The following is a 22587-nucleotide window of genomic DNA, read 5'->3' as shown; positions in this document are numbered from 1 at the left end:
CCCTTGAAAGGCCCTGCGTGCGAACAGCTTTGATTACCGGCGGCAGTGGCGGCATCGGTAAGGCGTGTGGCCGCAGGCTCGCCCAACTCGGTTACGACGTCGTGCTGACGGCTCGGCGGGAGGCGCCGCTGCGGGCGGCCGCCGAGGAGATCGGTGCGCGCTACGTCGTCGCCGACGCGAGCCTGCCCTCGGGGTTCACGCCCGCCGTCGAGGCTACCGAAACCATCGACCTGCTCGTCCACGCCTCGGGGGTTCTCGGTGGAACCTACGCCCGCAAGCAGACTTTCGAGCAGTGGCGCGCGACGATGTCGGCGAACCTCGATTCCTGCTTCGTGGTGACGTCGGCCGCCCTACCGCGGATGCGGGCCGGTTCCCGGTTCGTGTTCATCTCGTCGTCGGCCGCGCATGAGCCGATGCGGGCCCGCACCGCCTACTCGGCGGCGAAGGCGGGCATGAACGCGTTCGCCGGTGCGCTGGCGCAGGAGGTCGACCGCGACGGGATCAACGTGCACCTGGTTACTCCAGGGCCGGTCGAGACCGAGATGCTGCAAGATGTGCCGTTCGAGATGTACGCGATCCGTGCCGCCGACGTGGCCGACGCCGTCGCCTGGCTCGACACCGTCGACCCGGCGGTGGACGTGCCCGAGATCCGATTGCATGCGATGACGCGCGGGCCGTCGGCCCGTCCCCCGGTCATCCCGCTCGAAGCGCAGCGTCGCGCCGAAATCCCTACAGAGCCTTGACGGTTGACGGCAGCTTGTACAGCGCGGTGGCATTTCCGCGCATGATCCGCTCGCGTTGATCGGCGGGGAATCGGCGGATCGCCCACTCGGGCGAGTCGTAGCTCCAATGTGGGTAGTCGGTGGAGAACATCAGGTTGTCACCGAGGTCCATCATCTCGAGGTACTCGCGGTACGCCCCGACGTGAACCTCCTCCAACGGCTGGGTGGTGAAGCGCACATGCTCACGCACGTAGTCGGACGGTCTGCGCTTGACATGCGGTAGATCGGATCTGCGCTGCGCCCAGATGCGGTCCATCCGCCACATCACCGGCATCGCCCACGTGAATCCACCTTCGACGAAGACCACCCGAAGGTCCGGGTGACGGTCGAAGGCCCCGTCGAACACCAGGCTCATCAGATGCGATACGTACAGCAGCGGCCACGACGCGAAGAAGTCGTGCCAATGCGCCGGGTTGCCGACCGGGTAGATCGGGATCAACTCGAACGGCGTCTGCCCCATCAGGTGCGTGGCGACCGGCAGGCCGTGACGCGCCGCGGCGCGATAGAGCGGATCGAAGTGCGGGCTGCCGAACGGGATTCCGCGGGTCTGCGGCGTCATCAGCACCTCGGCCATATACGGATGCCCCGCCCAGCGTTCGACTTCGGTTGCCGCGGCAGGGGGATCCTGTGCGGTGACGCTGATCGTCCCCCGCCACCGGCCGTGCCAATTGGCCTCACCCAGCCACACGTCGGCGAGCCAGGCGTTGTAGGTGGCCTTGAGGACGTGCTCAGCCTGCGGCAGTTGGGCATCGCACATCGGCTCCAGCACGGCGATACTCACGCCGGCGTCGATCAGTAACTGTTGGGCCGCGTAGTCGGGGTCACTGCCCGGCATCCCGCCGTTGGGCGGTCCGGCGTCGACGCGCAGCGAGTTGGTTTTGTACGAGTCGGGGGTGTCGTAGAAATGCGGCACCGGCGAGACGGCGTTGCCGGTGGGCCACAGCGTGTCCTTCCACTTCGCCGGGGCGTAGGACTTGAGCTCATCGACCGAAACGGGCAGCGGATGCACGTCGGTGTCGACGATCGTGACCGCGACTTCCGCCGCCGAGGATCGTTGCACCGATTCGATGGTCGTCACGTCGCGTCCGCCTTCTCCTCGACATCCAACCCGAACAGTTCACTTGCGTTGCGCCACAGCACGTTGTCGCGTTGCCGCGCGTTGAGGCCCGCCACCGCCTCGCCCGGGCCCGTCGTCGACCAGTGGGGATAGCTCGATCCGTACATCACCAGATCGGCCTTGTCGGTGAAGTCCATCCACCGCTCGGCCTGCCGGGCGTCAGTGGGTCCGTCCAAAGCCGAGGTGCAGAACCGCACATGGTCGCGCAGGTATTCGCTGGGATAGCGGTCAACCCAGGGGGTCTGGTCGCGCATCGACATCCAGAACGTGTCCAACCGCCACATCAGCGGGGTGAGGATGTCGTAGCCGCCGTCGGCGAAGACGAACTTCAGCCGGGCATGCCGACCGAAGGTTCCCTCGATGATCAGGGTCGCCAGATGCACGAAGCCGTTGAGCGGCATGAACGACGCGTAACCGGGATAGGTGTGGGCGTGACCGGCGAAGGTCGGCGCATGGTCGACGCCGTTGCCGCCGTTGATGTGCACCGCGACCGGAAGTCCGTGCGCGGCCGCCGCCTCCCAGATCGGCTCGAACATCGGCTTGCCATACGGCTCACGTGACTGCAGGGGAACACCGACCTGGACCATCTTCGGATGGTTGGCCAACCGCTCGATTTCTGCCACCGCTCCCCTGACGTCCTCGGGGTTGACCCGGATGGTGCCTCGGAACCGTCCGCTGGCGTCGGGGTCGAGCCAGCGGTCGAGCAGCCAGTCGTTGACCGCCGCGCAGATGCGGCTGTTGAGCAGGTAGTCGGCGATGTTTCCTCGGGTCAACGGGTTGAGGATCGCGTAGTCCACGCCGCCCTCGTCGAACAGGTGACGTGCCACCACGTCGGGGTCCGAGCCCGGATAGCCGTCGCCGTAGAGATCCGTCCGGTAGTCGCCTCCCGGCGCCTGGTACCACTGCTGTTCGACGTCCGGGATCGCCCGCAGTTTGTGCGGGTCGGCCAGGTAGCGCCGGATTTCGGCGTTGTACCGGAAGTGGGGCTGCACCGATGCGTCTACGACGGTCATGCGGTCAGATACACCTGTCCGTCCGTGACATCGACCTCGTAGGTGCGCACCCGTTTGGTCGGGTCGGCGAGGTTGACGCCGGTGGGGATGTCGAATTCCCATTGATGCCAGGGGCATCGGATGACCCGGCCGGCGCGCACATGGCGAACGCGGTCCGGCAGGTCGGGCGCGTACTCGGTGGTGCCCCGGACGTATCCGGCGCACAGCGGTGCGCCCTCGTGTGTGCAGTAGTTGGCGATCGCGTAGAGGGATCCGTCGATGTTGTACACCCCCACGCCGAACTTGCCTGCCTGCACCAGTTTCATGCTGCCTGGCGGCAGGTCCTCGATGGCACACACCGGTCGGCGCCGCATCGCATCCCTTCGCTAACCTTGACCTAGATTACCTAAAATAGTAAAGATAGGCGAAAGAGCGCCAAAGCCGCTGCCGGGAGGCAAGGTGACGATCAGCACCCGTTCGGATGACCAGACCGTTCCCGATGTGGCGAGCGATCCCTACGCCTTTTTCGAGTACAAACGCAGGACCGAACCGGTGTGGCGCGGCACGATCATGGACACCTCGATGGTGCCGCCGGAGCTCCTGCCGTCCGACGAGTGGACGCTTTTCGACTTCGACAGCGTCTTCGCGGCGTTCCGTGACGACGAGGTCTACGGCTCCGAGATGTACAACCAGACGATCGGGCTCGTGTTCGGGCCGACGATCCTGGGCATGCACGGCAAGCAGCATCACGACCACCGCAGCCTGGTCGCGAAGGCGTTCCGACAGAGCGCGTTGACGCAGTGGGAACCGCAAGTGATCGTCCCGATCTGCGAACAGTTGGTCGACGAGTTCATCGAGGACGGTCAGGTCGATCTGATCAAGGCGTTGACGTTCGAATTCCCCACCCGGGTCACCGCCGCGTTACTGGGGCTACCGCAAGACGATCTGGAGCTGTTCCGCCGCCTGTCACTCGACCTGATCTCGATCACGGACGACATCGAGGCCGGTCTGACCGCCTCGGTCGAACTCGGCACGTATTTCCAGGACCAGGTCGAGCAGCGCCGCCGGCAGATGACCGACGACATCATCGGCGATCTGGTCGGGGCGGAAATCGACGGCGAGAGGCTCACCGACGAGGCGATCATCTCGTTTCTGCGCCTGCTGCTACCCGCAGGGCTGGAGACCACCTACCGGTCGTCGAGCAATCTCCTGTCCCTTCTTCTCACCCATCCCGATCAGCTGGAGGACCTGCAGCGGGAGCGCGAGCTCATCCCCGCTGCGATCGAGGAGGGCCTGCGCTTCGAGACACCCCTGGTGTCGGTGCCGAGGTCCGTGACGCGTGACGTCGAGATCCACGGCATCCCGATACCGCAGGGTGCGCAGGTCAACCTCTGCATCGGTTCGGCGAACCGCGACGAGAAGCGTTGGGAGAAAGCCGACGAATTCGACATCCATCGGTCGCGGCGTGCCCACATCTCGTTCGCCGGTGGCCTGCACAGCTGTCTCGGCATGCATTTGGCGCGGGTGGAGACGCGTGCCATGTTGACCAGCCTCTTCGATCGCGCCACCGATTTCGAACTGCAAGCTGACGACGACACCCGGATCACCGGTATGCCGTTCCGCTCCCCCAAACACCTGCCTGTCACGTTCCGCCCGGCGCGATGAGGAGCCGTGCGGCGATCCTGCACGATGTCGGGGGTCCATGGTCGGTCGAAGAATACGAACTCGATCCCCCGCGTGCCGGTGAGGTGCTCGTCGAGATGGCCGCGGCCGGGTTGTGCCACTCCGACGATCACATTCTCACGGGCGATATGTCGATTTCGAACGAGATCGCGCGCCAGTACGGGATCACGCCGATGTTCCCGATGATCGGGGGGCACGAGGGCGCCGGCACGGTGGTCGAGACCGGCGAGGGTGTCACGGAGTTCGCGGTCGGCGACCACGTCGTGATGTCGTTCGTCGCGGTGTGTGGCCAGTGCCGCTGGTGCGCATCGGGTTTGGAGTACCTGTGCGACGAGGGCGCCGGCACGATGGTGCCCGGTATGCCGACCGATCAGACGTTTCGCCACCACACCGTCGACGGTCGTCCGCTCGGGCACCTGTCCAAGGTCGGCGCCTTCGCCGAACACACCGTGGTGTCGGCACACTCGCTGGTCATGATCGACCCGCACCTGCCGCTGCTCGCGAGCGCGCTGCTGTCGTGCGCGGTCCCCACCGGCTACGGTTCGGCGGCCAACCGCGCGAACGTGCGTGGCGGGGACACCGTCGTGGTGATCGGAGCGGGCGGTATCGGCACCGCGGCCATCCAGGGCGCGCGGATCAACGGTGCTGCGCAGATCGTCGCCGTCGACCCTGTGGAGTTCAAACAGAAGGCGGCGCTGGGATTCGGTGCCACGCACAGTGTTTCGACCCTCGGGGAGGCGCTGGATCTGGTCCGCGATCTGACTCACGGCGTGATGGCCGACAGCGTGGTGGCGGCGCCGTCACTGATCGAGGGCGACGACGTCAACGCGTACCTGAAGCTGACGCGCAAGGGCGGCACGTGTGTGCTGACCGGTATGACGGCCCAGACGACACGATCGGTGAAGATAGCGCTGCAGGACTTCATCCTGTGGAACAAGAACCTCGTCGGCACCGTGTTCGGTTCGTGTAATCCCCGGGCGGACATCGGCCGGCTGGCCACGCTTTATCAAACGGGTCAACTTCAGCTCGACGAAATGATCACTCGCCGGTATCGGCTCGACGAGATCAACAACGCATATGACGATCTGCGCAACGGTGAGATCATCCGAGGAGTCATCGATTTCGCGTTGAACTAGCTCATCGACGACCCCGTGGGTTCACATGATTCGTGAGGTGTGGCCCTGCCAGTAGCGGTCGCGGAGGCGCCGCTTGTAGAGCTTGCCGTTCGGGTCGCGCGGTAGTTCGGATTCGAAGTCGATTGTGCGCGGGCACTTGTAGGCCGCCAAGCGGGACCGGCAGTAGTCGATGAGCTCCTGCTCGAGCGCGGGTCCGGGTGCTACTCCGCCGGCCGGTTGGACGACGGCCTTGACTTCCTCTCCGAACTCCGCGTTCGGCACGCCGAAGACGGCGGCGTCGACGAGCTTGGGATGCATGATCAGAACATTCTCCACCTCCTGCGGGTAGATGTTGACCCCGCCCGAAACGATCATGAATGTCGAGCGATCGGTCAGATACAGGTAACCGTCTTCGTCCACGTAGCCCACGTCTCCCAGTGATCGCCAGCCGTGCTCGTTGGCGACCGAGGCCGTCTTCCCGGGGTCCTTGAAGTACTCGAAGTCGGGCCCTCCCTCGAAGAACAGTTCACCCGCTTCGCCCGGCGGCAGTTCTGTTCCGTCCTGGCCGATGATGTGCACGGGATTCACCGGTCTGCCGACTGAGCCCGGGTGCGCGAGCCACTCCTGCGGCCCGATCGCGCTGCCGGCGAATCCTTCGGTGCCCCCGTAGTATTCGTGGATGATCGGGCCGAACCAGGCCATCATCTGATGCTTGACGTCGACCGGACACGGTGCGGCGGCATGGATGACGCATCGCAGGCTGGTTATGTCGTAGCGCTGACGGGTTGCGATGGGCAGCTTGAGCATCCTAACGAACATCGTCGGCACGAATTGCGCATGGGTGACGCGCTGGGTTTCGATGAGCCGCAGGACCGTCTCGGCGTCGAACTTGCGCATCAAGGTCGCGGCGGCACCGACTCGGTGCACCGCCATGGTGTAGTTGACGCCCGCCGCGTGGTAGAGCGGAGCCGGCGAGAGGTACACGCTGTCGGCGGTCATCCCGTACCGCCGCAGCAGAGTGGTCTCGAGGACATTCTGTCCCCAGGAGCCCGCTCCGTCCGTCGGCAGCGGCCGTCGCACGGCCTTGGGCCGCCCGGTGGTGCCCGACGAGTACAACATCTCGCTGCCGTCGGAGATCGGAGGTGGTGGTCCCGCCGACGCGAGGGCGTCCCGGTAGCAGAGCCAGCCCGGCAACTCCCCGCCGACGACGACGTGAAGATCCACCCGAGGAGACGTCTCGCGGATGTACGCGGCCAGCCCGGGCATCGACGAGTCGACGAAGACCGCCTTCGCCTCGGAGTCGGCCACGACGTAGGTGACCTCATCCGGTGTGAAATGGGTGTTCACCGCCGAGTAATAGAGTCCGGAAAGCTGGCAGCCCCAGGTGATCTCGAGGAACTCGCGGCGGTTGGGCAGCACCAGAACCACGCCGTCGCCCCGGTGAAGGCCGGCGTTGTACAGCAGCGCGGCGACCTGCCGGCTGCGGGTATGCAGCTCTGCGTAGGTGACGACGTCGCCATCCGCCTCGATGAGTGCGGGAGTGTCGGGTGCGCGCTCAGCGTGGTCGGTGATGTTCACCGGCGGTCACGACGTCGTGGCGGCGCCGTCGGTCGATGCGGCGGCCTGGCGTTGCGCCATCTCCGACGGCAGGATCTTGTCGCGGAACACCTGCTGGATCAACTCCTGGACGTCCTTGCTGATCGAGGCGAGCGCGACGAGGTCGTTGGAGCTCTGCCAGTGCACCCGCATGCCCATCAGCTCCCATGCGCGTTTGAGGTTGGCCTTCGTCGCCAGCAGGGTGGTCATCGGCGCGCGGGCGATGTGGCGGGCGATCGCTTCCACACGGTCGTCGAGTTCGTCGCGGGTGACCACCTCGTTGACCAGTCCGATCTCCAATGCTTTCTTCGCGTCGATCACCTCGGCGAGGTACAGGTAGTAGGCCGCTCGGCGCCAGTTCATGAAAACCCATGGCTCGATGGAGCATTCACCCGACGGCATACCGAAGCCCTGTAACGGCGGGTAGGAGAAGTATGCGTCTTCGGACGCGATCACGATGTCGGTGGTCAACCCCATGTGGGTGCCGCCGCCCACGCAGTAGCCGTGCACTTGCGCGATGGTGGGTTTCGAGAACTCCCACAGGTTCAGGGTCGGCTTGACGAAGAGGTCCGACTGCGGCTTCCACGGATGGCCCATCTTCATCGCGCCCTCGACGAACGCCGGGTAGTCGACGGCGTTGTTGCCGATCGCATGCCCCGAGCAGAAACCCTTGCCATTGGCCTTGAGCACCAGCACCTTGACGTCGTAGTCGCGATCGGCCTCGAGCAGCGCGGCGTCGACCTCCTCGGCGAGTTTCTGATCCTGCGCGTTGGCCTTCTCGGGCCAGTTCAGGATGATGCGCGCGATCGGACCATCCTTCTGATAGATGATCCGTTCCCGTGTCTCGTTGAGTTCCATGTGTGGTCTACCTTCCGTTGCCTTCTGCTGAAAACCGAACGAACTCATGTTGTGATGACACCTATTTCGGCGCCGATGCCATAGACGGAGCCGACCACGCCCGTCCACCGCACGGTGCCCGACGCGCCCGCCTCGATCTCCTGTTCCGCCTTCTCCGTGGCGATCGTGTAGAGAGGCGTCCCCGCTTCGACGTGCTGGCCGTTTTGGACGAGGAATTCCGTGATTTCGGCTTCGGCGACCGCCACCGAGACGCGGGGAATGCGGATGACGAACTCACCCACGCGCTTCCGCCCGCTCGAACGTTTCGCGCACGGCGGCGATGATGCGTGACGCCGACGGGTAGATCAGCGCCTCGAGGTTGGCCGCCGCCGGGGTGGGCACGAACGGTGCCGCAACCCGGCCGATCGGAGCGGCGAGGCGGTCGAAGCACTCGGACTGCAAGATCGCGGCGACCTCGGCGCCCGGGCCTGCGAATCGCACCGCGTCGTGGACCACGACGGCGCGGCGGGTGCGGCGCACGGAATCGACGATCGTCTCGATGTCCAGCGGCACCAGCGTGCGCAGGTCGATCACCTCAGCGCTGATGCCGTCGGCCGCCATGGCATCCGCGGCGGCCAGTGATTCGTTCACGCCGTGCCCGTAGGTGATCACCGTGACATCCGAGCCGGCGCGTTTGACATCGGCCACCCCGAGCGGGATGGAGAACGTGGGATCGGTTGGGACCAGGCCTTTCTGGGACTGGAGGCGGATGGTTTCGATGAACAGACACGGGTCGTCGTCGAATATCGCCGACGTCAGCAGCCCTTTGCCGTCGCGAGGAGTGGACGGCACGATCACCTTCATTCCGGGGATGTGCATGAACCAGGCCTCGAGGCTCTGGGAATGCGTTGCGCCGGTGGCCAGTCCGCCGTACACCTGCGTGCGGACCGTGATCGGCGCGGTGGTCCGTCCGGCGGTCATGAACCGGAGTTTGGCCGCGTTGATGATCAACTGGTCGGCGGCGATGCCGATGAAATCCATGATCATGATCTCGGCGACGGGTAGCAGGCCGTCGATGGCGGCACCGATGGCCGCGCCCATGATCGCGGCCTCGGAGATCGGAGTGTCGATCACGCGGTCGTGCCCGTGCTTGGTGGACAGCCCGGCGGTCGGCCCGGTGGCGCCGGGATCGGCGATGTCCTCGCCGAGCAGGAAGACGCGGTCGTCGGCGGTGAGCGCCTGGTCGAGCGCGAGGTGCAGCGCCTCGCGCATCGACATCTGCTTCTCGTCCATCGGCGTCATCCTCAGGTGGGAAAGCCGATCGGCGTGGCGTACACGTCGCGGTCCAGTTCGGCCGGGGACGGAACATCTGCTGCGAGCACGGTCTCGAGCGCCTCCTCGACTTCGGCGAGTGCGCCTTCGTCGATACGGGCGAGGTCGTCGTCGCTACAGATGCCATTGTCGACCAGGTGGCGGCGGAAGCGCGGTACGGGGTCGGCGTCGACGGCGGCCGCCATCTGCTCGTCGGGGATGTAGCGCATCCGGTCGCCGAAGTAGTGGCCGCGGAACCGGAACGTCACGCATTCGACGAGCGAGGGTCCCTCGCCGGCCCGTGCCCGCGCGAGCGCGTCCTGGAGCGCGGCGGTCACCGCGATCGGATCGTTGCCGTCAACGCGGACGCCGGGCATCCCGTATCCGGCGGCTCGATCGGCGATGTGGTCGAGTTTCATGGTGTCGCCGGTGGGGGTCATCTCGGCGTACAGGTTGTTCTGGCACACGAAGACCGCCGGCAGATCCCACAGCGCGGCCATGTTGGCTGCTTCGTGGAACGAGCCGGTGTTCGTCGCGCCATCGCCGAAACTGACGACGGTGACCCGGTCGAGGCCCTTGCGTCTGGCCGCCATCGCCAGCCCGACCGCGACCGGCGGTCCGGCGCCGACGATCCCGGTCGACAACATCACACCGCGGTCCGGATTGGCGATGTGCATGGTCCCGCCCTTACCGCGGCCCGCGCCGACGGTTCGGCCCATCATCTCGCCGTAGATCTCTTCGAGCGGAACGCCTTTGCCGATCAGGTCGTGCAACCCGCGGTAGGTGGTCACCAGTTGGTCGTCGTCTCGCATGGCCACGGCCATCGCGGCCGCGATCGCCTCCTGGCCGCGCGAGGGCCAGTACACGCACATGAATTCGCCGGTGCCGATGCCCCTGCTGAGCCTGTCGTCGGCGGCCTTCATCAGAGCCATCAACGCATAGATGCGTCGCTTCAGGTCCGCGGGTGGTGTCACGAACCCAGCGACCCGATCTCGCGGTACACCCGCGGTACCGGCGGCGGCTCCATCGACAGGTTCTCCATGCCGGTCAACCCGCCCTCGGCGCCCAGTTCACCGAGTCGCTGGACGGTGGCCTCGAGGTCGTCACAGTCGAGTTCGTAGATCGCAATGAACGGACCGCACCCGTCGGTGGGAGCGAACCGGCGCGCCGAGACGATCCCGTCGATCTCGAGGATCTGCGCGAGATGCGTTTCGTTGTACCACTTGTGGTAGTCGGCTTCGGCGGCCGGCGATGCCGGCATCGTCTCGACGTACATGATTCCCCTGGGCATCCACCACTCCCTACGCGCCCGACTCTGGCCGGGCCCTCGTGAAGCCGTACCCGTCGACGCGCACCTCTTGGCCGGCCCCACTGACGTGCGTCCCGTCCATTTCCGGGCCCTCCTCCTCTGCATGGAGCGCGAAGAGCGGCGTTCTATCGGCACAAGAGTAGCTATAGTCATAAAAATACAAAAGAAACCCGCCAAACCAGCCCGACAGGACCACGGTGGACTTCTCCTACCCACCCGACGTTGAGCAGTTCCGCGAGGAGTTGCGCACGTGGCTTGCCGCCAACCTCACCGACGAGGTGGTCGCGGCCATCCGCCGACGCGGACGCGACCCCGGAACATTCGAACTCCTCAAGGCGTGGGATGCCACGGCGGCCGACGCGGGATGGGGTGCGGTGTCGTGGCCTGCGGAGTACGGTGGCCGCGGTGCGACACCGCTCGAACAGCTGGTCTACGCCGAGGAAACAACGAGGGCGCGAGCACCGCTGCCGCTCAACGTAATCGGGCTCAACAACATCGCTCCGGCGATCATGCAGTACGGCACCGAACAACAGAAGCGCGACCTGCTCCCCCGCATGGTGCGCGCGGACGACATCTGGTGCCAGGGTATGTCCGAGCCGGACGCCGGATCCGATCTGGCATCGCTTCGCACCAGGGCGGTGCGCGAGGGAGACCATTTCGTGGTCAACGGCCAGAAGATCTGGACCTCGCTGGGGCATCGAGCCGACTGGTGCCAACTCTATGTGCGCACCGATGCCGAGGCGCCCAAACACAAGGGCATCTCCTGCCTCATCGTCGACATGGGACTGCCCGGCATCGAGGCCCGCCCGCTCCTGACGCTCAACGGCGCGTCGGACTTCGCAGAGATCTTCTTCCACGATGTCCGGGTGCCGGTCGACTCGCTGCTGGGTCCTCTCAACGGTGGCTGGGCGGTCGCGACCACGACGCTGAGCCACGAACGCGCAGGCGCCGCGCGGCTCTATGCCCAACTACAGCTGCAGTTGGGCGACCTGGTCAACGATCTGTCCGAGGTGCGATACGCGGAAAGACCCGCACTGGAGGACCCCTCGGTGCTGCGTCGTCTTGGCGAGATCTCGGTCCGGGTCGACTACCTCGAAACCTTGTGTAAGCGCGCCGTTTCGGCGGCGATACACGGCGGCGACGCGCTCGGTTCGGCCAGCCTGGCCAAGAGCGTCTGGGCGGAGGCGGGACAACACCTCGCGTCGCTGGCCTTCGATCTGCTCGGCCCCCGGCGTGCGGACGGCCGCTGGACCGATCAGCGGCTGGCGTCACGTTCGCTGACCATCGCCGGCGGAACGACACAGATCAACAAGGGCGTCACCGCCACTCGCATCCTCGGGCTCCCGCGCGCATGAACCTCGAACTCACCGACGAGCAGCTGGCCCTGCGCGAAACCGTGGGACGTTTCCTCTCCGAGAAGGCCGCGGTGTCAACGCATGTGCGCGAACTGCTCGACGACCCGGTCGGGACCACCGTCGAGGTGTGGAAGGGCCTGACGGAGTTGGGGGTCGCGGGCCTTCTGGTCACGGCTTCGCATGGCGGTGCCGGCGCGACGATGACGGAGGCGGGGATCGTTGCCGAGCGACTCGGCGCGGTGGTGAACCCGGGGCCGTGGTTGTCCACCGCCGTCGCCGCCCCGCGGGCGCTCCTGCGCACGGGCGCGGGCGCGGAGGCGGCCGACCTGTTGCAGGGCATCGCCGACGGATCGACGCTCGCCACTGTGGGCCCGCTGCACGGTGGGCGGCCCAGGGCGGCTCGCTCCGGCGCGCAGTTCCGGATACGGGGAACGATCGAAGCGCTACCCGATGCGGCCGCGGCCGACGTCCTGCTGATACTCGCCGAACATGGCGGAGGCGTCGGGCTTTTCGCGGTGGAAGCCGCCCACATCCGCGTCACCGCTCGCGCCCACGTCGACCAGACGCGCAAGTTGTTCGATGTCGTCCTCGACGACGCTCCCGCGCGGCATCTCGCGCCCGCAACCGCAGATGCGGTCGGCGCCGTTGTCGACGACGTGCTGATCGCCTATGCCGCAGATGCGCTGGGTGCCGCCGACGCGGTGATGCGGCTCGCCGTCGATTACGCCAAGGTACGCAAACAGTTCGGCAAGCCGATCGGCAGCTTTCAGGCCGTCCAACACCTCTGCGTCGACATGTTCGAGACCGTCGAGCTCGCGCGAAGCGGGGTGATGCACGCGTTGTGGGCCGCCGATACCGCCGATCCGGCCGAACGCCACCTGGCGGCTCTTCGCGCGAAGGCCTTCGCCGGTCGGCTCGCCGCGGTCGGCGACACCGCGATACAGGTCTTCGGAGGCATCGGGTTCACCTGGGAACACGATGCGCACCTGTATCTGAAGCGGCTCCTCGGTTTCAGCGCCATGTTGGGCGGAACCGACTGGTATCTCGAAGAGGTCGGCCGAAGCGTGGTCGCCCGTGCGGGTGGCCGGGAAAGGGTGAAGCTGTGACAGGCGTACTGAGCGGCGTTCGCGTGGTCGAACTCGCCTCCTGGACCTACGTGCCGTCGGCAGGGGCCGCGTTGGCGGACTGGGGCGCCGACGTCATCAAGGTCGAGGACGTCAAGGCCGGCGACCCGGGCCGGGCGTTGGTGATCGGCGGGTTCACCAAGGACTCCGCTCGCGCGAAGGTGGACTTCATCCTCGAAATCGGGAACCGCGGTAAGCGCAGCATCGCACTCGACATCAAGTCCGACACCGGTCGCGAACACCTCGGGCGCTTATTGGCGACGGCCGATGTCTTCCTGACCAACTGGCTGCCCGGACCTTTGGCACGGGCCCGGCTGACGGTCGACGACATCCGGGCGTTCAACCCGAACATCATCATCGCCCGCGGCACCGGCACCGGCGTGCGGGGCCCGGACCGCAACAAGGGCGGATTCGACGCGGCGACATATCTGTCCCGTGGCGGAGTCGCCTACACCCTCACGCCGTTCGGCACCGAGACACCGGCGGTACAGGGGCCGGGTTTCGGGGACCTGCAGGGCGGCATCACGCTCGCCGGCGGTGTCTGTGCCGCACTGTTCCATCGTGAGCGCACCGGCAAGCCGTCGATCGTCGACTCATCGCTTCTGGCGCAGGCGATGTGGACCATCGCCCCGTCGATCGCCGTTGCAGACCTGTTCGGGATCGACGGCATCCCCGGCGCGCCACCCGGTCTCGCGATCAACCCCCTCGTCAACCGCTACAAGACCAAGGACGACCGGTGGCTTCAGCTGGTGTTTCTGCAGCCCGATCGGTTCTGGGCCGGTTTCTGTGCGCGCATCGGGCTGCCCGAGCTCGCCACCGACGAACGGTTCGTCCCGTCGAGCAACCTCATCGCGAACGCCGCCGAGGCCTGCGCTCTTGTGGGTGAGGCGATCGCCGCCAGGGACCTGGCGCACTGGCGTGAGGCACTCGCCGAGGAACCGGGGGTGTGGGCGCCGTTGGCCACCCCGAAAGAAACGCTGAACGATCCGCAGGTTCGGCCGAACGGGTACGTCGTTGCCAATGTCGACGACCACGGCAACGAGTACCAAGTCGTCGCCGCCCCGGTGCAGTTCGACGAAACCCCGCCGTCGCCGGCGCGGGCGCCCGAACACGGTCAGCATACCGAGGAGATCCTGCTGGAATTGGGTCTGGACTGGGACGACATCACCGCCGCGAAAGACCGAGGCGCGATCCTCTAGGAGAGCCGATGAACCCGTCATCCGTGGAACGGCGCACCCTCGCGTCGGTGATCTATGAGCGCGAACCGCCGATCGCGCGGATCATCCTCAACCGCCCGTACAAGGCCAACACCAAGGACGCGAGCCTGGTTCAAGAGGTCGACGCGTGCCTGCGGGAAGCCGACCGTGACAAGGAGATCAAAGTCGTGATCCTGAAGGCCAACGGCAAGGGCTTCTGCGGAGGCCACGTCGCGCGCTGGGGTCCCGACGAGAACCCCTACCCCGACTTCGGCGACACCTTCGAGGACTTGTACAAGGGCACCGCTGACCTGTTCCTATGGCCGACGCTGTATCTGTGGGAATTCCCGAAGCCCACGATCTCCCAGATCCACGGCTATTGCATGGGCGGCGGCATCTATCTGGGGCTGCTGACCGACTTCTGCGTCGCCGCCGACGACGCCTACTTCCAGATGCCGTTGGCGCAGAGCCTCGGTGAGCCCGGCGGCCACACCATGATCGAACCGTGGCTGCTGATGAACTGGCACCGCACGATGGACTGGCTGCTGCTCGCGCCCACGCTGTCTGCGCAGGAGGCGCTCGAGTGGGGCCTGCTCAACAAGGTCGTGGCGCGCGACGACCTCGAGGACACCGTCGAGGATATGGCCCGGCGGATCGGCCAGATCCCGCTCACCACGCTGATGGCGGTGAAGAACAATGTCAAGCGGGCGTACGAATTGATGGGGATGCGCGTGCACCTGCAGGTCAGTCACATCCTGACCAACATGGTCGGTGCCGCCACCGACGTGCAGGAACGGCGGCGTCAACTCATCGAATCAGGTTTGAAGCCAACGGAATTCGTGGAGCGCGAGAATTAGTCGCAACCCGCGGCGTGCCGGGCCGCGACGTAACCGAAGATCATCGTGTTGGCGATGCTGCCTCCGGCGCCGAGGTACTTGCGACCCATCACTGTCGCGGTGATGTTTCCCGTCGCGTACAGCCCCTCGATCACGCGGTCGGACTCGTCGATCACCTGGGCGTGCTCGTTGGTGACCACTCCCCCGCACGTACCGACGTCGGCCGGGTACACCCGCGTGGCGTAGAACGGTGGCCGGTCGAGCGGGCCGAGCGCGGCGTTGGGTTTGTATCCGGGATCGCCGAGGCAGATGTTGTACGCCGACTGGCCCCGCCCGAAGTCGGGGTCCAGACCGTCGGCCGCGAAGTGGTTGAAGCGCTCGATTGTCCGGACCAAAGCCTGTGGCGGGACGCCGATCTGGCGGGCCAACTCCCCGACGGTGGCTGCACGTTTGACCGCGCCCTGTTCGATCAGCGGCTCGGCGATACCGCGCTTCTTGAACGGATTGGCACCCGACACATACCGACCGACGTACCCGTGGTCGAAGACCTGCCAGCACGGGACAGCCTTCGCCGCGTACATCGCCTTGCCAACCTCGACATAGGAATTCGACTCGTTGCAGAACCGCTTGCCGCTGCCGTCGACGTAGATCGCACCGGGCCGCTGACGGCCCGAACCCAGTGACGCCGCACCCGGATCGGCGAGGAAAACCATTGGCAGCCACCAAGCCTCGTCCAGCAGATCCGTCTTCGCCCCGAGTGCCATGGCTGTTCGCAGGGCTTCGCCGGTGTCGCCCGCGTTTGCGATGGACCACTGACCATCGTTGGGTTGACGGCCGCTGTAGCGGCGCCGCATGTCGGCGTTGCGGCTGAAGCCGCCGGCCGCGAGCAGCACGCCCTTACGGGCTTCGACGTTCAGCGTCGATCCGCCCCTGGTGACCCGGGCGCCGACCACCCTGCCGTCGTCGACGATGAGATCGTCGAGTGCGGCTCCCGTCCAGATCGGCGGCTCGGGACGCTGATCCAGCATGACCTTGAGCATTTGGCCGATCAACGACGCACCGTTGGTGAGCATGTCGCGGCGTCGCAACCGCGCCGCCCTCGTGCGCAGGAACACCCGCATCGCCGTGGCGAACGCCCGTGGGGAGCGGTTGAAGTACTGCACCGCGCGCAGTTCGTTGGTCTTGACCACGAAGCCGTAGTTCTTGCCCATCGACGGCTGGACCTTATCGCTCCAGGCACCCAGAGCGGCCGCGTTGTACGGGACGCCCTCGACCGCACGGCCGGCGGCGTTGCCGCCCTTGTGGTTCGGGTAGTAGTCGCTCCAGCCGGGGCATCGCACGAGTCGCACACCCTTGCCGACAAGAAACTCGATCATCTCGTTGCCGGCGGTCAGGAACGTCTCCCGTCGTGCCGGTGACGACGCGTCGCCGATGTCGCCGACGACGTCCTCGAAGTACGCCATGCCGTCGGCGTGGGAGTCCTCGATACCGGCGGCCTGCATGAGCGGGTTGTTCGGCAGCCACACCATGCCGCCGGACAGACCGGTCGATCCTCCGATCAGGTTCTGTTTCTCCACGACTAGCGGCTCGATACCCGAGTCGAGCGCGGCCAGGGCCGCGACCATTCCGCCCCCGCCACTGCCGACGATCAGCACGTCGACCGACGCGTCCCAGGTCACCATGCCGAAACCCGCTCGGCCAGGCCGAGATCCGCGATCGGCACGTCGATCGTTGTATTGGTCTTCTGGATGGCGGGCACCAATCGCTCGTAGGGAAGACCGGCCAAGAACCCGTCGATGACGCGTTCGAAGTTGGAGATCAGGCCTTCGATCTGGTCCGACAAGCGCATGTACTCAAACCCCTTGGCGTGCAGCCCTTTCTGCTGACGAGGCAGATTCGAGAAGTCCTGGCCGGGGATCGTCGGCCAGCTCGGGTCGTCGGGCGCCAACGGCTCGGGCGGCGTGGGGCGGCCCGGCGAGCGGTCGCCGGGGTAGCGGGTCAGCGACCAGATCTCGAACAGCGTCTCCTCCGGGCCCAGCGGGCGGATCCGGTACGACGATGCGCTGCTGTACTGCGGCAGCAGAAAGTAGTGCGGAAAGCAGAATCCGATCGGGTCGATGACGCCCCGTCGGTCCAGATCGTTGAGGTCCGGGAAATCACAACCGCGGGCCCGATGCCACCGGGTGACACCGTCGTTGACGGCGCTGCGCCATGCCGCCAAGGCCTCGCCGGGATCGTCTGGCAGCGAGATGTTCTGCAGCCCCTCGGCGACGCGTAGATCGTTCTCGTGGGTCATGCCGCCCATCCCGGAGCCGAGGGTGCGCATGAAGTGCAGGCTGGTCTGCACGACGGGATGTACCGAGTTCGCTTCCGGCTGAAACGATGACGGAAGAAGCTGCGGATGGGTCTGGGGCACGTGGTAGCCCTCCATGAACGCCGCGGTCGCGAGCTTCCAGTTCACCGGCAACAGGCACGACTTCCACCACTCGGTGCGCAACGCCGCGACGTTCCACTCGTCGTGCCGGGAGGCGAAGGGTTCGACGCAGTCCCGCAGGGGCGGTGCGGTGTCGTCGAGGTTGATCCACGCGCAACCGCCCCACAGCTCGCAGCGGACCGTCGCGAGCGCCAGATCGTCGGCGCCCATGTTGGTCTCGTCGAAGGCGTCCTGACGAAGGACGAACGTGTTTGTCCCGTCGAGACTCCAACACCAGCCGTGGAACGGGCAGACGAGACTGCGTCGCGAGCCGCGCCCCTCCACCAGTTTCATGCCGCGGTGCCGGCACGCGTTGTGGTACGCGCGCACTGTGGTCATGTCGACCCGCACGACGATGACCGACTGGTCGAGAATCTCGTACTCGACGAAGTCACCGGGTCGCGGGATCTCTTCCAATCGGCACGCCATCTGCCACACCCGTGGCCAGAGCATCTCGGTTTCCAGTGCGTAGAAATCGGGATCGTAGTAACGCTGTTTGGGTATCCGGTCCGGGGCCTGGACCCGCCACGGCACGGCAGGCGATGTCTGGTCCACCGGACCCGATCGCGAATCCACCCGCTCGCCCTCCTGCCCGCGACAACCGGCAGGTCTAAACTAGCAAAAATAGCAACAAAGCCCTAGACCCCGAGCGGTCAGGGCAAGCCGTAGAAGCGCTGGGCGTTCCGGCCGGCGATCCGCAGGCGGGCGTCCTCGCTGATGTCGTCGCGGGTGCGCAATGGCGCTGTGCTCTCGGGCCATTCACCGTCCCAGTGCGGGTAATCGCTGGCGAACATCAGGAAGTGGTCGCCGAGCACGTCGATGACGCCGGGAAGGATCGGCTCCTCCGACTCGCAGGTGGCCCAGATGTTGCCGGCCGCGAGGTATTCGTGGGGATCGCGGCGCCACCCGCCGGCGATCCAGTCCCCACGCTTCTCGTAATGCTCGTGAAGCCGGTCGATGAAGAACGGCACCCAACCGGCCCCGGCCTCGAGGAACGTGACCCGCAGCGCCGGATGCCGGTCGAAGACGCCGCCCGACACCAGCGCCGTCATCGCCGTCATCTGATCGAAGGGGAAACTGATGCAGTGGACCTGGATGTAGTTGGTGAAGCGGTCGACGCCGATCTTCGGTAGGTGGATCCCCGGGGCGCCGTGCACGCCGAGCGGCATGTCGAGTTCGACCGCCGCGGCGTAGAACGGGTCCAGACTCGGGTCGTCGAGGTTGCGCGTCCGCAGCGCCGGAGGGATATGGGTGGCCACCAACCCGAGATCCTTCGCCTCGCGCATGATGTCGACCGCGGTCGCGCCGAGTTCGATGGGCGTCACCGCGACGCCGCGCAACCGGCCGCTCGACGAGGCGCAGTAGTCGGCGATCCACTCGTTGTAGAGCCTGGCGAAACCGGCGGCGAACTCCGGATCCTGCAGCGTCGGCGTACACAAGCCGAGGCTGGGGTACAGCACCATGGTGTCGATGTGGTCGCGGTCGGCGTCACCCAGGACGCCCTGTGCGCTACGACAATTCAGCCCGGGCGCCGTGGTCAACCCGCGATCTGTCGGACACCCCGCGCCCGGACCGCTCGACTCGGGGTAATTGCGGCCCTCGATCACCAGCCCGAGGCCGTCGGTGCGCGGTGCGATATGCCGCGGCCATCTCTGCATCGCCTCGACCGCCAGCGACGCTCCTTCTGCGACATGCCCGTCGGCATCGATGATCCGCATAGCCGTGCGCTCAACGTATCAGCTCGACGCCGATCTGGAGGTGGCCTGCGCCTAGTACTGTCCCAGTGGGCGGCACACGTTCGAGATCGGATTCCAATACTCGCCGGGTGCGCATGCCAACGGGACGGTCGCCACCGGTCCGCGACACACGTTCGCGACCGGATCCCACCACCCGTTCGGGCAGTCGAGGGGTTGCGCCGAACCGGTTGCCGCGGTTGCGATCGAGAATGCCGCAATCGGACCGGCAGCGGCGGCGAGGACCATTGCACGAGAAATGACCTTGCTCATGTGACGAGGCTGCCCCAAACGGCGCCGTCGCAAACAGCCGGCTCGCGCCAACCTGCGTGCCTTAGGAGGTTGATCGCCCTCGTCAGGTGAGTGCGATCAACCGGTCAAGGCATGGATCCGCCGCTCTAGGGCAACACGACGTCGAGCCGCTCCCAGCCACGGACGGTCGACGTGGGCGCCAGACGCGCGGTCTCGGTGTCGATGTGCCACTCCGGCCAGCGGTTGAGCAGCTCGTCGAGCGCGACGCGCCCCTCCAACCGGGCGAGGTTGGCGCCCAGGCAGTAGTGCACCCCTTTGCCGAACGTGATGTGGCTGATGTTCTCGCGGTGGATGTCGAACGTGTCCGGATCGTCGTAGCGGCGCGGATCCCGGTTGGCCGCTCCGAACATCAGAAGCATCGCGCTGCCGGCCGGCACGGTACGTCCGTGCGCCTCGAAATCCCTTGTGACCAAACGAGCCACGTTGTGGCCGGTCGGTTCGTACCGCAGCGTCTCGTCGACCGCACGCTGCAACAACGATCGGTCCTGCACCACCTCGCGGCGCTGATCGGGGTGCTCGGCGAGTACCTTCGCGAGCCAGCCGATGAGCCGGCCCGTCGTCTCGTTACCGGCGCCCGCGACAACCTGCGTGTAGTGCAGGACCTCCTTGCGGGTCAGCTTGCGCGTCACGCCGTTCTCATCGGTGAACTCGACGTTGAGAAGGGCGGTCATCAGGTCGTCGGAGGGGTTCTTCGCGCGCCAGTCGACGTATTCGGCGTAGATGCTGCCGTCGGCGATCTTGTCTGCGCGGACCACTTTCATCGGTGAGCCCGGCTTGGTGCGCAGGCTCGCGTCGTTGGCGTCACGCACCGACACCTGCTCTGATTCGGGTATGCCGAGCAGCATCCCGATGACCCGCATGGGCATCATCGACGCGAGTTCGGCGATGATGTCGAATCGGTCGGCACCGACCAACGGATTGAGGCAGTTGACGCAATACCGACGGATCTGGTCCTCGAGCTCGGCCATACGGCGCGGAGTGAACACCCGAGACATGAGGCCGCGCAGCATCGTGTGAACCGGCGGATCCTCCATCATCATCACGCCTTTGGGCATCTCGAACTCCGACTGGATGAGTTCGAGGATGTCGCCCCGGCTGTTGGAGAACGTCTGCCAGTCGAGCAGCGCCCGCTCGACGTCCTCGTGGCGGGACAACGCCCAGAAGTCGTAGGACTCGTTGTAGTAGAGCGGTGCTTCCTCCCGCAGGCGGGCGTACGTCGGATACGGGTCAGCGACGATGTCGACGCGGTACGGGTCGTAGTAAAGGGCGCTGCCGTGCGCCTTGTCGTCAACTGCGGTCATCGGATCTTCCCTACTTCAAGAGGCTGCCGGCGTCGACGGGCAGAGTCACGCCGGTGATGTAGCGGGCTTCGTCGGAGGCGAGGAACAGCACCGCGTTGCTGATGTCGACCGGCTCCACCCACGGGATCGGAAGGAAATGGAACGACTGGCAGATCGGCGCGAGGTCATCGGGGCCCGGATGCTCCAGGTCCGGTCGGAACAGCCGGTATGTCGGTTCGTTCATCAACAGCGGAGTGCACACATGGGTCGGATGCACGCTGTTGACCCGGATCGAGTGCTGTCCGAGTTCGACGGCGAACGTGCGCATCAGCCCGACGACACCGTGTTTCGCGGCGATGTAGTGGCCCACCTGCGGGTAGGCCTTGATCCCGCCGACCGAGCTGGTGAGGATGATCGATCCGCCGCGGCCGCCGGCCAGAAGATGGGGCACGGCCGCTTTGACGGTCTTCCACACACCGCCGAGGTTGACGTCGATCGTCTCGTCGAAGCGGTCCTCGTCCATCTTGTGCAGCTTCACTCCGGTGGTGCCGATGCCCGCGTTGGCCACGACGATGTCGAGGCCACCCAGCTGTTCGACACCGTTGTCGACGGCCGACTTCAGCGCGTCGAAGTCGCGGACGTCGACTTCGGCCGTGACGATGCGGCGGTCGAGGTTCTTGACCATGTCGGCGGTCTCGGCGAGGTCTTCGGGAGTGGCCGCGGGCGCGGTCGAGCCGGGGAAACCGCGACAGATGTCGACCGCGATGATGTCGGCGCCCTCCTGCGCCAGCCGCACCGCGTGGCTGCGCCCCTGCCCCCGTGCCGCACCGGTGACGAATGCGATCTTGCCCGCTACCCGACCAGCCATCGCCGCAGCTCCCCTCACTTGTTGGGCGATCGCCCAACATTTAGGCTGGCGCCATGTCTAGCAGCCCCGTCGGCGAGCGGTCAAGGGGTGGACGAGAGTCGGCCGCGCGCTCGGCGCTGATCGAGGCGACCGCCCAGGTCATGCTCGAAGACGGCTACGCCGCGGCCACGTCGAGGAGGGTGGCGGCACGGGCAGGGGTGAAACCCGCGCTGGTGCACTACTACTTCCCGAGCATGGACGACCTGTTTCTTGCCGTGCTGCGCGAGGGCGCCGAGGCGAACCTGGCCCGCCAACGTGAAGCGGCCGATGCCGACGAACCCCTGCACGCGCTGTGGCGCCTCAACAGCACCCACGGGGCCCGGCTCTTCATGGAGTTCGTGGCCCTGGCGAACCATCGCAAGGCCATCCGCAGTGAGATCGCGGCGTACGCCGATCGGTTCGGAGCTGTCGAAGAGAGCGTGGTGGCCGCGGCGATGAAGGCGCGCGGCGCCGATGTCGAGGCGTTCCCGCCCGTGGTCATGTCCATGATCGTGACCAGCTTGGCCCGCATCGTCCTGCTCGAACGGGGACTCGGTATAACCAGAGGTCACGCAGAGGCCGAAGCGTTCATCGAGCGTTACCTGGACCGCTTCGAGATCACGTCATCGTGACCTGGCCCACACCGGGAT

The 22587-nt window shown here is 66.3% G+C and carries 23 protein-coding genes; 8 read left to right on the top strand and 15 right to left on the bottom strand.

Features of this window, described 5'->3' with window-relative positions; translation table 11 throughout:
• The first annotated feature begins 17 nt into the window (after positions 1 to 17).
• Complete coding sequence (locus tag AU193_RS07925) at positions 18 to 743, top strand: SDR family NAD(P)-dependent oxidoreductase (RefSeq protein WP_064421819.1); 726 nt, start codon at positions 18 to 20, stop codon at positions 741 to 743.
• On the opposite strand, the gene AU193_RS07920 is transcribed toward AU193_RS07925, so the two are convergent.
• Genes AU193_RS07920 through AU193_RS07910 form a run of 3 tightly spaced genes read right to left on the bottom strand, consistent with a single transcriptional unit; the run spans position 730 to position 3265 of the window.
• Complete coding sequence (locus AU193_RS07920) at positions 730 to 1860, bottom strand: amidohydrolase family protein (RefSeq protein ID WP_064421818.1); 1131 nt, start codon at positions 1858 to 1860, stop codon at positions 730 to 732. The two genes, AU193_RS07925 and AU193_RS07920, sit on opposite strands and share 14 nt — an antisense overlap.
• Positions 1857 to 2912: an amidohydrolase family protein gene (locus AU193_RS07915; protein WP_064421817.1), complete on the bottom strand. Its 1056-nt coding sequence runs from the start codon at positions 2910 to 2912 to the stop codon at positions 1857 to 1859. Before AU193_RS07915 ends, AU193_RS07920 begins: the two co-directional genes overlap by 4 nt.
• Entirely contained in the window at positions 2909 to 3265 is a 357-nt protein-coding gene (locus AU193_RS07910) for a Rieske 2Fe-2S domain-containing protein (RefSeq protein WP_064421816.1), read from the bottom strand. Before AU193_RS07910 ends, AU193_RS07915 begins: the two co-directional genes overlap by 4 nt.
• An 85-nt stretch (positions 3266 to 3350) precedes the next feature.
• On the opposite strand from AU193_RS07910, the gene AU193_RS07905 reads away from it, so the two are divergent.
• Positions 3351 to 4556 carry a cytochrome P450 gene (locus tag AU193_RS07905; RefSeq protein ID WP_064421815.1) on the top strand — a complete coding sequence of 402 codons (1206 nt, stop codon included), beginning with the start codon at positions 3351 to 3353 and terminating at the stop codon, positions 4554 to 4556.
• On the top strand, positions 4553 to 5710 hold the full coding sequence (locus AU193_RS07900) for a Zn-dependent alcohol dehydrogenase (RefSeq protein WP_064421814.1): 1158 nt from the start codon (positions 4553 to 4555) through the stop codon (positions 5708 to 5710). Before AU193_RS07905 ends, AU193_RS07900 begins: the two co-directional genes overlap by 4 nt.
• A 21-nt stretch (positions 5711 to 5731) precedes the next feature.
• Here AU193_RS07900 and AU193_RS07895 read toward each other — a convergent pair whose 3' ends face one another.
• Genes AU193_RS07895 through AU193_RS07870 form a run of 6 tightly spaced genes read right to left on the bottom strand, consistent with a single transcriptional unit; the run spans position 5732 to position 10724 of the window.
• On the bottom strand, positions 5732 to 7267 hold the full coding sequence (locus AU193_RS07895; RefSeq protein ID WP_064421813.1) for an acyl-CoA synthetase: 1536 nt from the start codon (positions 7265 to 7267) through the stop codon (positions 5732 to 5734).
• 6 nt (positions 7268 to 7273) lie between these two features.
• A complete protein-coding gene (locus tag AU193_RS07890; RefSeq protein WP_064421812.1) occupies positions 7274 to 8143 on the bottom strand; it encodes an enoyl-CoA hydratase/isomerase family protein in 870 nt (289 codons plus the stop codon).
• A 44-nt stretch (positions 8144 to 8187) separates the two neighbouring features.
• Positions 8188 to 8424, bottom strand: coding sequence for a biotin/lipoyl-containing protein (locus AU193_RS07885; protein WP_064421811.1), 237 nt, complete (start codon positions 8422 to 8424; stop codon positions 8188 to 8190).
• Complete coding sequence (locus tag AU193_RS07880) at positions 8417 to 9415, bottom strand: alpha-ketoacid dehydrogenase subunit beta (protein ID WP_064421888.1); 999 nt, start codon at positions 9413 to 9415, stop codon at positions 8417 to 8419. Before AU193_RS07880 ends, AU193_RS07885 begins: the two co-directional genes overlap by 8 nt.
• Positions 9416 to 9426: 11 nt before the next feature.
• Positions 9427 to 10365, bottom strand: a complete 939-nt coding sequence (locus AU193_RS07875; RefSeq protein ID WP_082682886.1) for a thiamine pyrophosphate-dependent dehydrogenase E1 component subunit alpha — start codon at positions 10363 to 10365, stop codon at positions 9427 to 9429.
• 38 nt (positions 10366 to 10403) lie between these two features.
• Positions 10404 to 10724: a DUF4286 family protein gene (locus tag AU193_RS07870; protein ID WP_064421809.1), complete on the bottom strand. Its 321-nt coding sequence runs from the start codon at positions 10722 to 10724 to the stop codon at positions 10404 to 10406.
• A 215-nt stretch (positions 10725 to 10939) separates the two neighbouring features.
• Between AU193_RS07870 and AU193_RS07860 the strand changes: the two genes are divergently transcribed.
• From AU193_RS07860 to AU193_RS07845, 4 genes are read left to right on the top strand one after another with little or no spacing between them, the layout of a single operon-like run.
• Positions 10940 to 12097 (top strand): acyl-CoA dehydrogenase family protein, encoded by a 1158-nt coding sequence (locus tag AU193_RS07860; protein ID WP_064421807.1) that lies wholly within the window; start codon positions 10940 to 10942, stop codon positions 12095 to 12097.
• Complete coding sequence (locus AU193_RS07855) at positions 12094 to 13203, top strand: acyl-CoA dehydrogenase family protein (RefSeq protein WP_064421806.1); 1110 nt, start codon at positions 12094 to 12096, stop codon at positions 13201 to 13203. The genes AU193_RS07860 and AU193_RS07855 overlap by 4 nt, the downstream gene beginning before the upstream one ends.
• Positions 13200 to 14420 (top strand): CaiB/BaiF CoA-transferase family protein, encoded by a 1221-nt coding sequence (locus AU193_RS07850; RefSeq protein ID WP_064421805.1) that lies wholly within the window; start codon positions 13200 to 13202, stop codon positions 14418 to 14420. Before AU193_RS07855 ends, AU193_RS07850 begins: the two co-directional genes overlap by 4 nt.
• Positions 14421 to 14428: 8 nt before the next feature.
• Entirely contained in the window at positions 14429 to 15274 is an 846-nt protein-coding gene (locus AU193_RS07845) for an enoyl-CoA hydratase-related protein (RefSeq protein WP_172798240.1), read from the top strand.
• On the opposite strand, the gene AU193_RS07840 is transcribed toward AU193_RS07845, so the two are convergent.
• The 6 genes from AU193_RS07840 to AU193_RS07815 form a co-directional block, all read right to left on the bottom strand.
• Complete coding sequence (locus AU193_RS07840) at positions 15271 to 16935, bottom strand: FAD-binding protein (protein WP_064421803.1); 1665 nt, start codon at positions 16933 to 16935, stop codon at positions 15271 to 15273. The genes AU193_RS07845 and AU193_RS07840 overlap by 4 nt on opposite strands.
• Positions 16929 to 18302, bottom strand: a complete 1374-nt coding sequence (locus AU193_RS07835) for a Rieske 2Fe-2S domain-containing protein (RefSeq protein ID WP_253867682.1) — start codon at positions 18300 to 18302, stop codon at positions 16929 to 16931. The genes AU193_RS07840 and AU193_RS07835 overlap by 7 nt, the downstream gene beginning before the upstream one ends.
• A 77-nt stretch (positions 18303 to 18379) precedes the next feature.
• The gene (locus AU193_RS07830) at positions 18380 to 19444 is read right to left on the bottom strand and encodes an amidohydrolase family protein (protein ID WP_064421802.1); all 1065 of its coding nucleotides are present in this window, start codon (positions 19442 to 19444) and stop codon (positions 18380 to 18382) included.
• Between the two features lie 51 nt (positions 19445 to 19495).
• Positions 19496 to 19732: a hypothetical protein gene (locus tag AU193_RS07825; protein ID WP_064421801.1), complete on the bottom strand. Its 237-nt coding sequence runs from the start codon at positions 19730 to 19732 to the stop codon at positions 19496 to 19498.
• Positions 19733 to 19857: 125 nt separating this feature from the next.
• Positions 19858 to 21072 (bottom strand): cytochrome P450, encoded by a 1215-nt coding sequence (locus AU193_RS07820; protein WP_064421800.1) that lies wholly within the window; start codon positions 21070 to 21072, stop codon positions 19858 to 19860.
• 10 nt (positions 21073 to 21082) lie between these two features.
• Positions 21083 to 21919 (bottom strand): mycofactocin-coupled SDR family oxidoreductase, encoded by an 837-nt coding sequence (locus tag AU193_RS07815; protein WP_064421799.1) that lies wholly within the window; start codon positions 21917 to 21919, stop codon positions 21083 to 21085.
• 53 nt (positions 21920 to 21972) lie between these two features.
• Here AU193_RS07815 and AU193_RS07810 point away from each other — a divergent pair, with 53 nt between their 5' ends.
• Positions 21973 to 22569 carry a TetR/AcrR family transcriptional regulator gene (locus AU193_RS07810; protein WP_082682882.1) on the top strand — a complete coding sequence of 199 codons (597 nt, stop codon included), beginning with the start codon at positions 21973 to 21975 and terminating at the stop codon, positions 22567 to 22569.
• Positions 22570 to 22587 lie beyond the last annotated feature (18 nt).

Source organism: Mycobacterium sp. GA-1285, from assembly GCF_001499905.1.
In the GTDB taxonomy this organism is placed as follows: domain Bacteria; phylum Actinomycetota; class Actinomycetes; order Mycobacteriales; family Mycobacteriaceae; genus Mycobacterium.
This window is presented reverse-complemented; position numbering and strand designations above follow the sequence as displayed.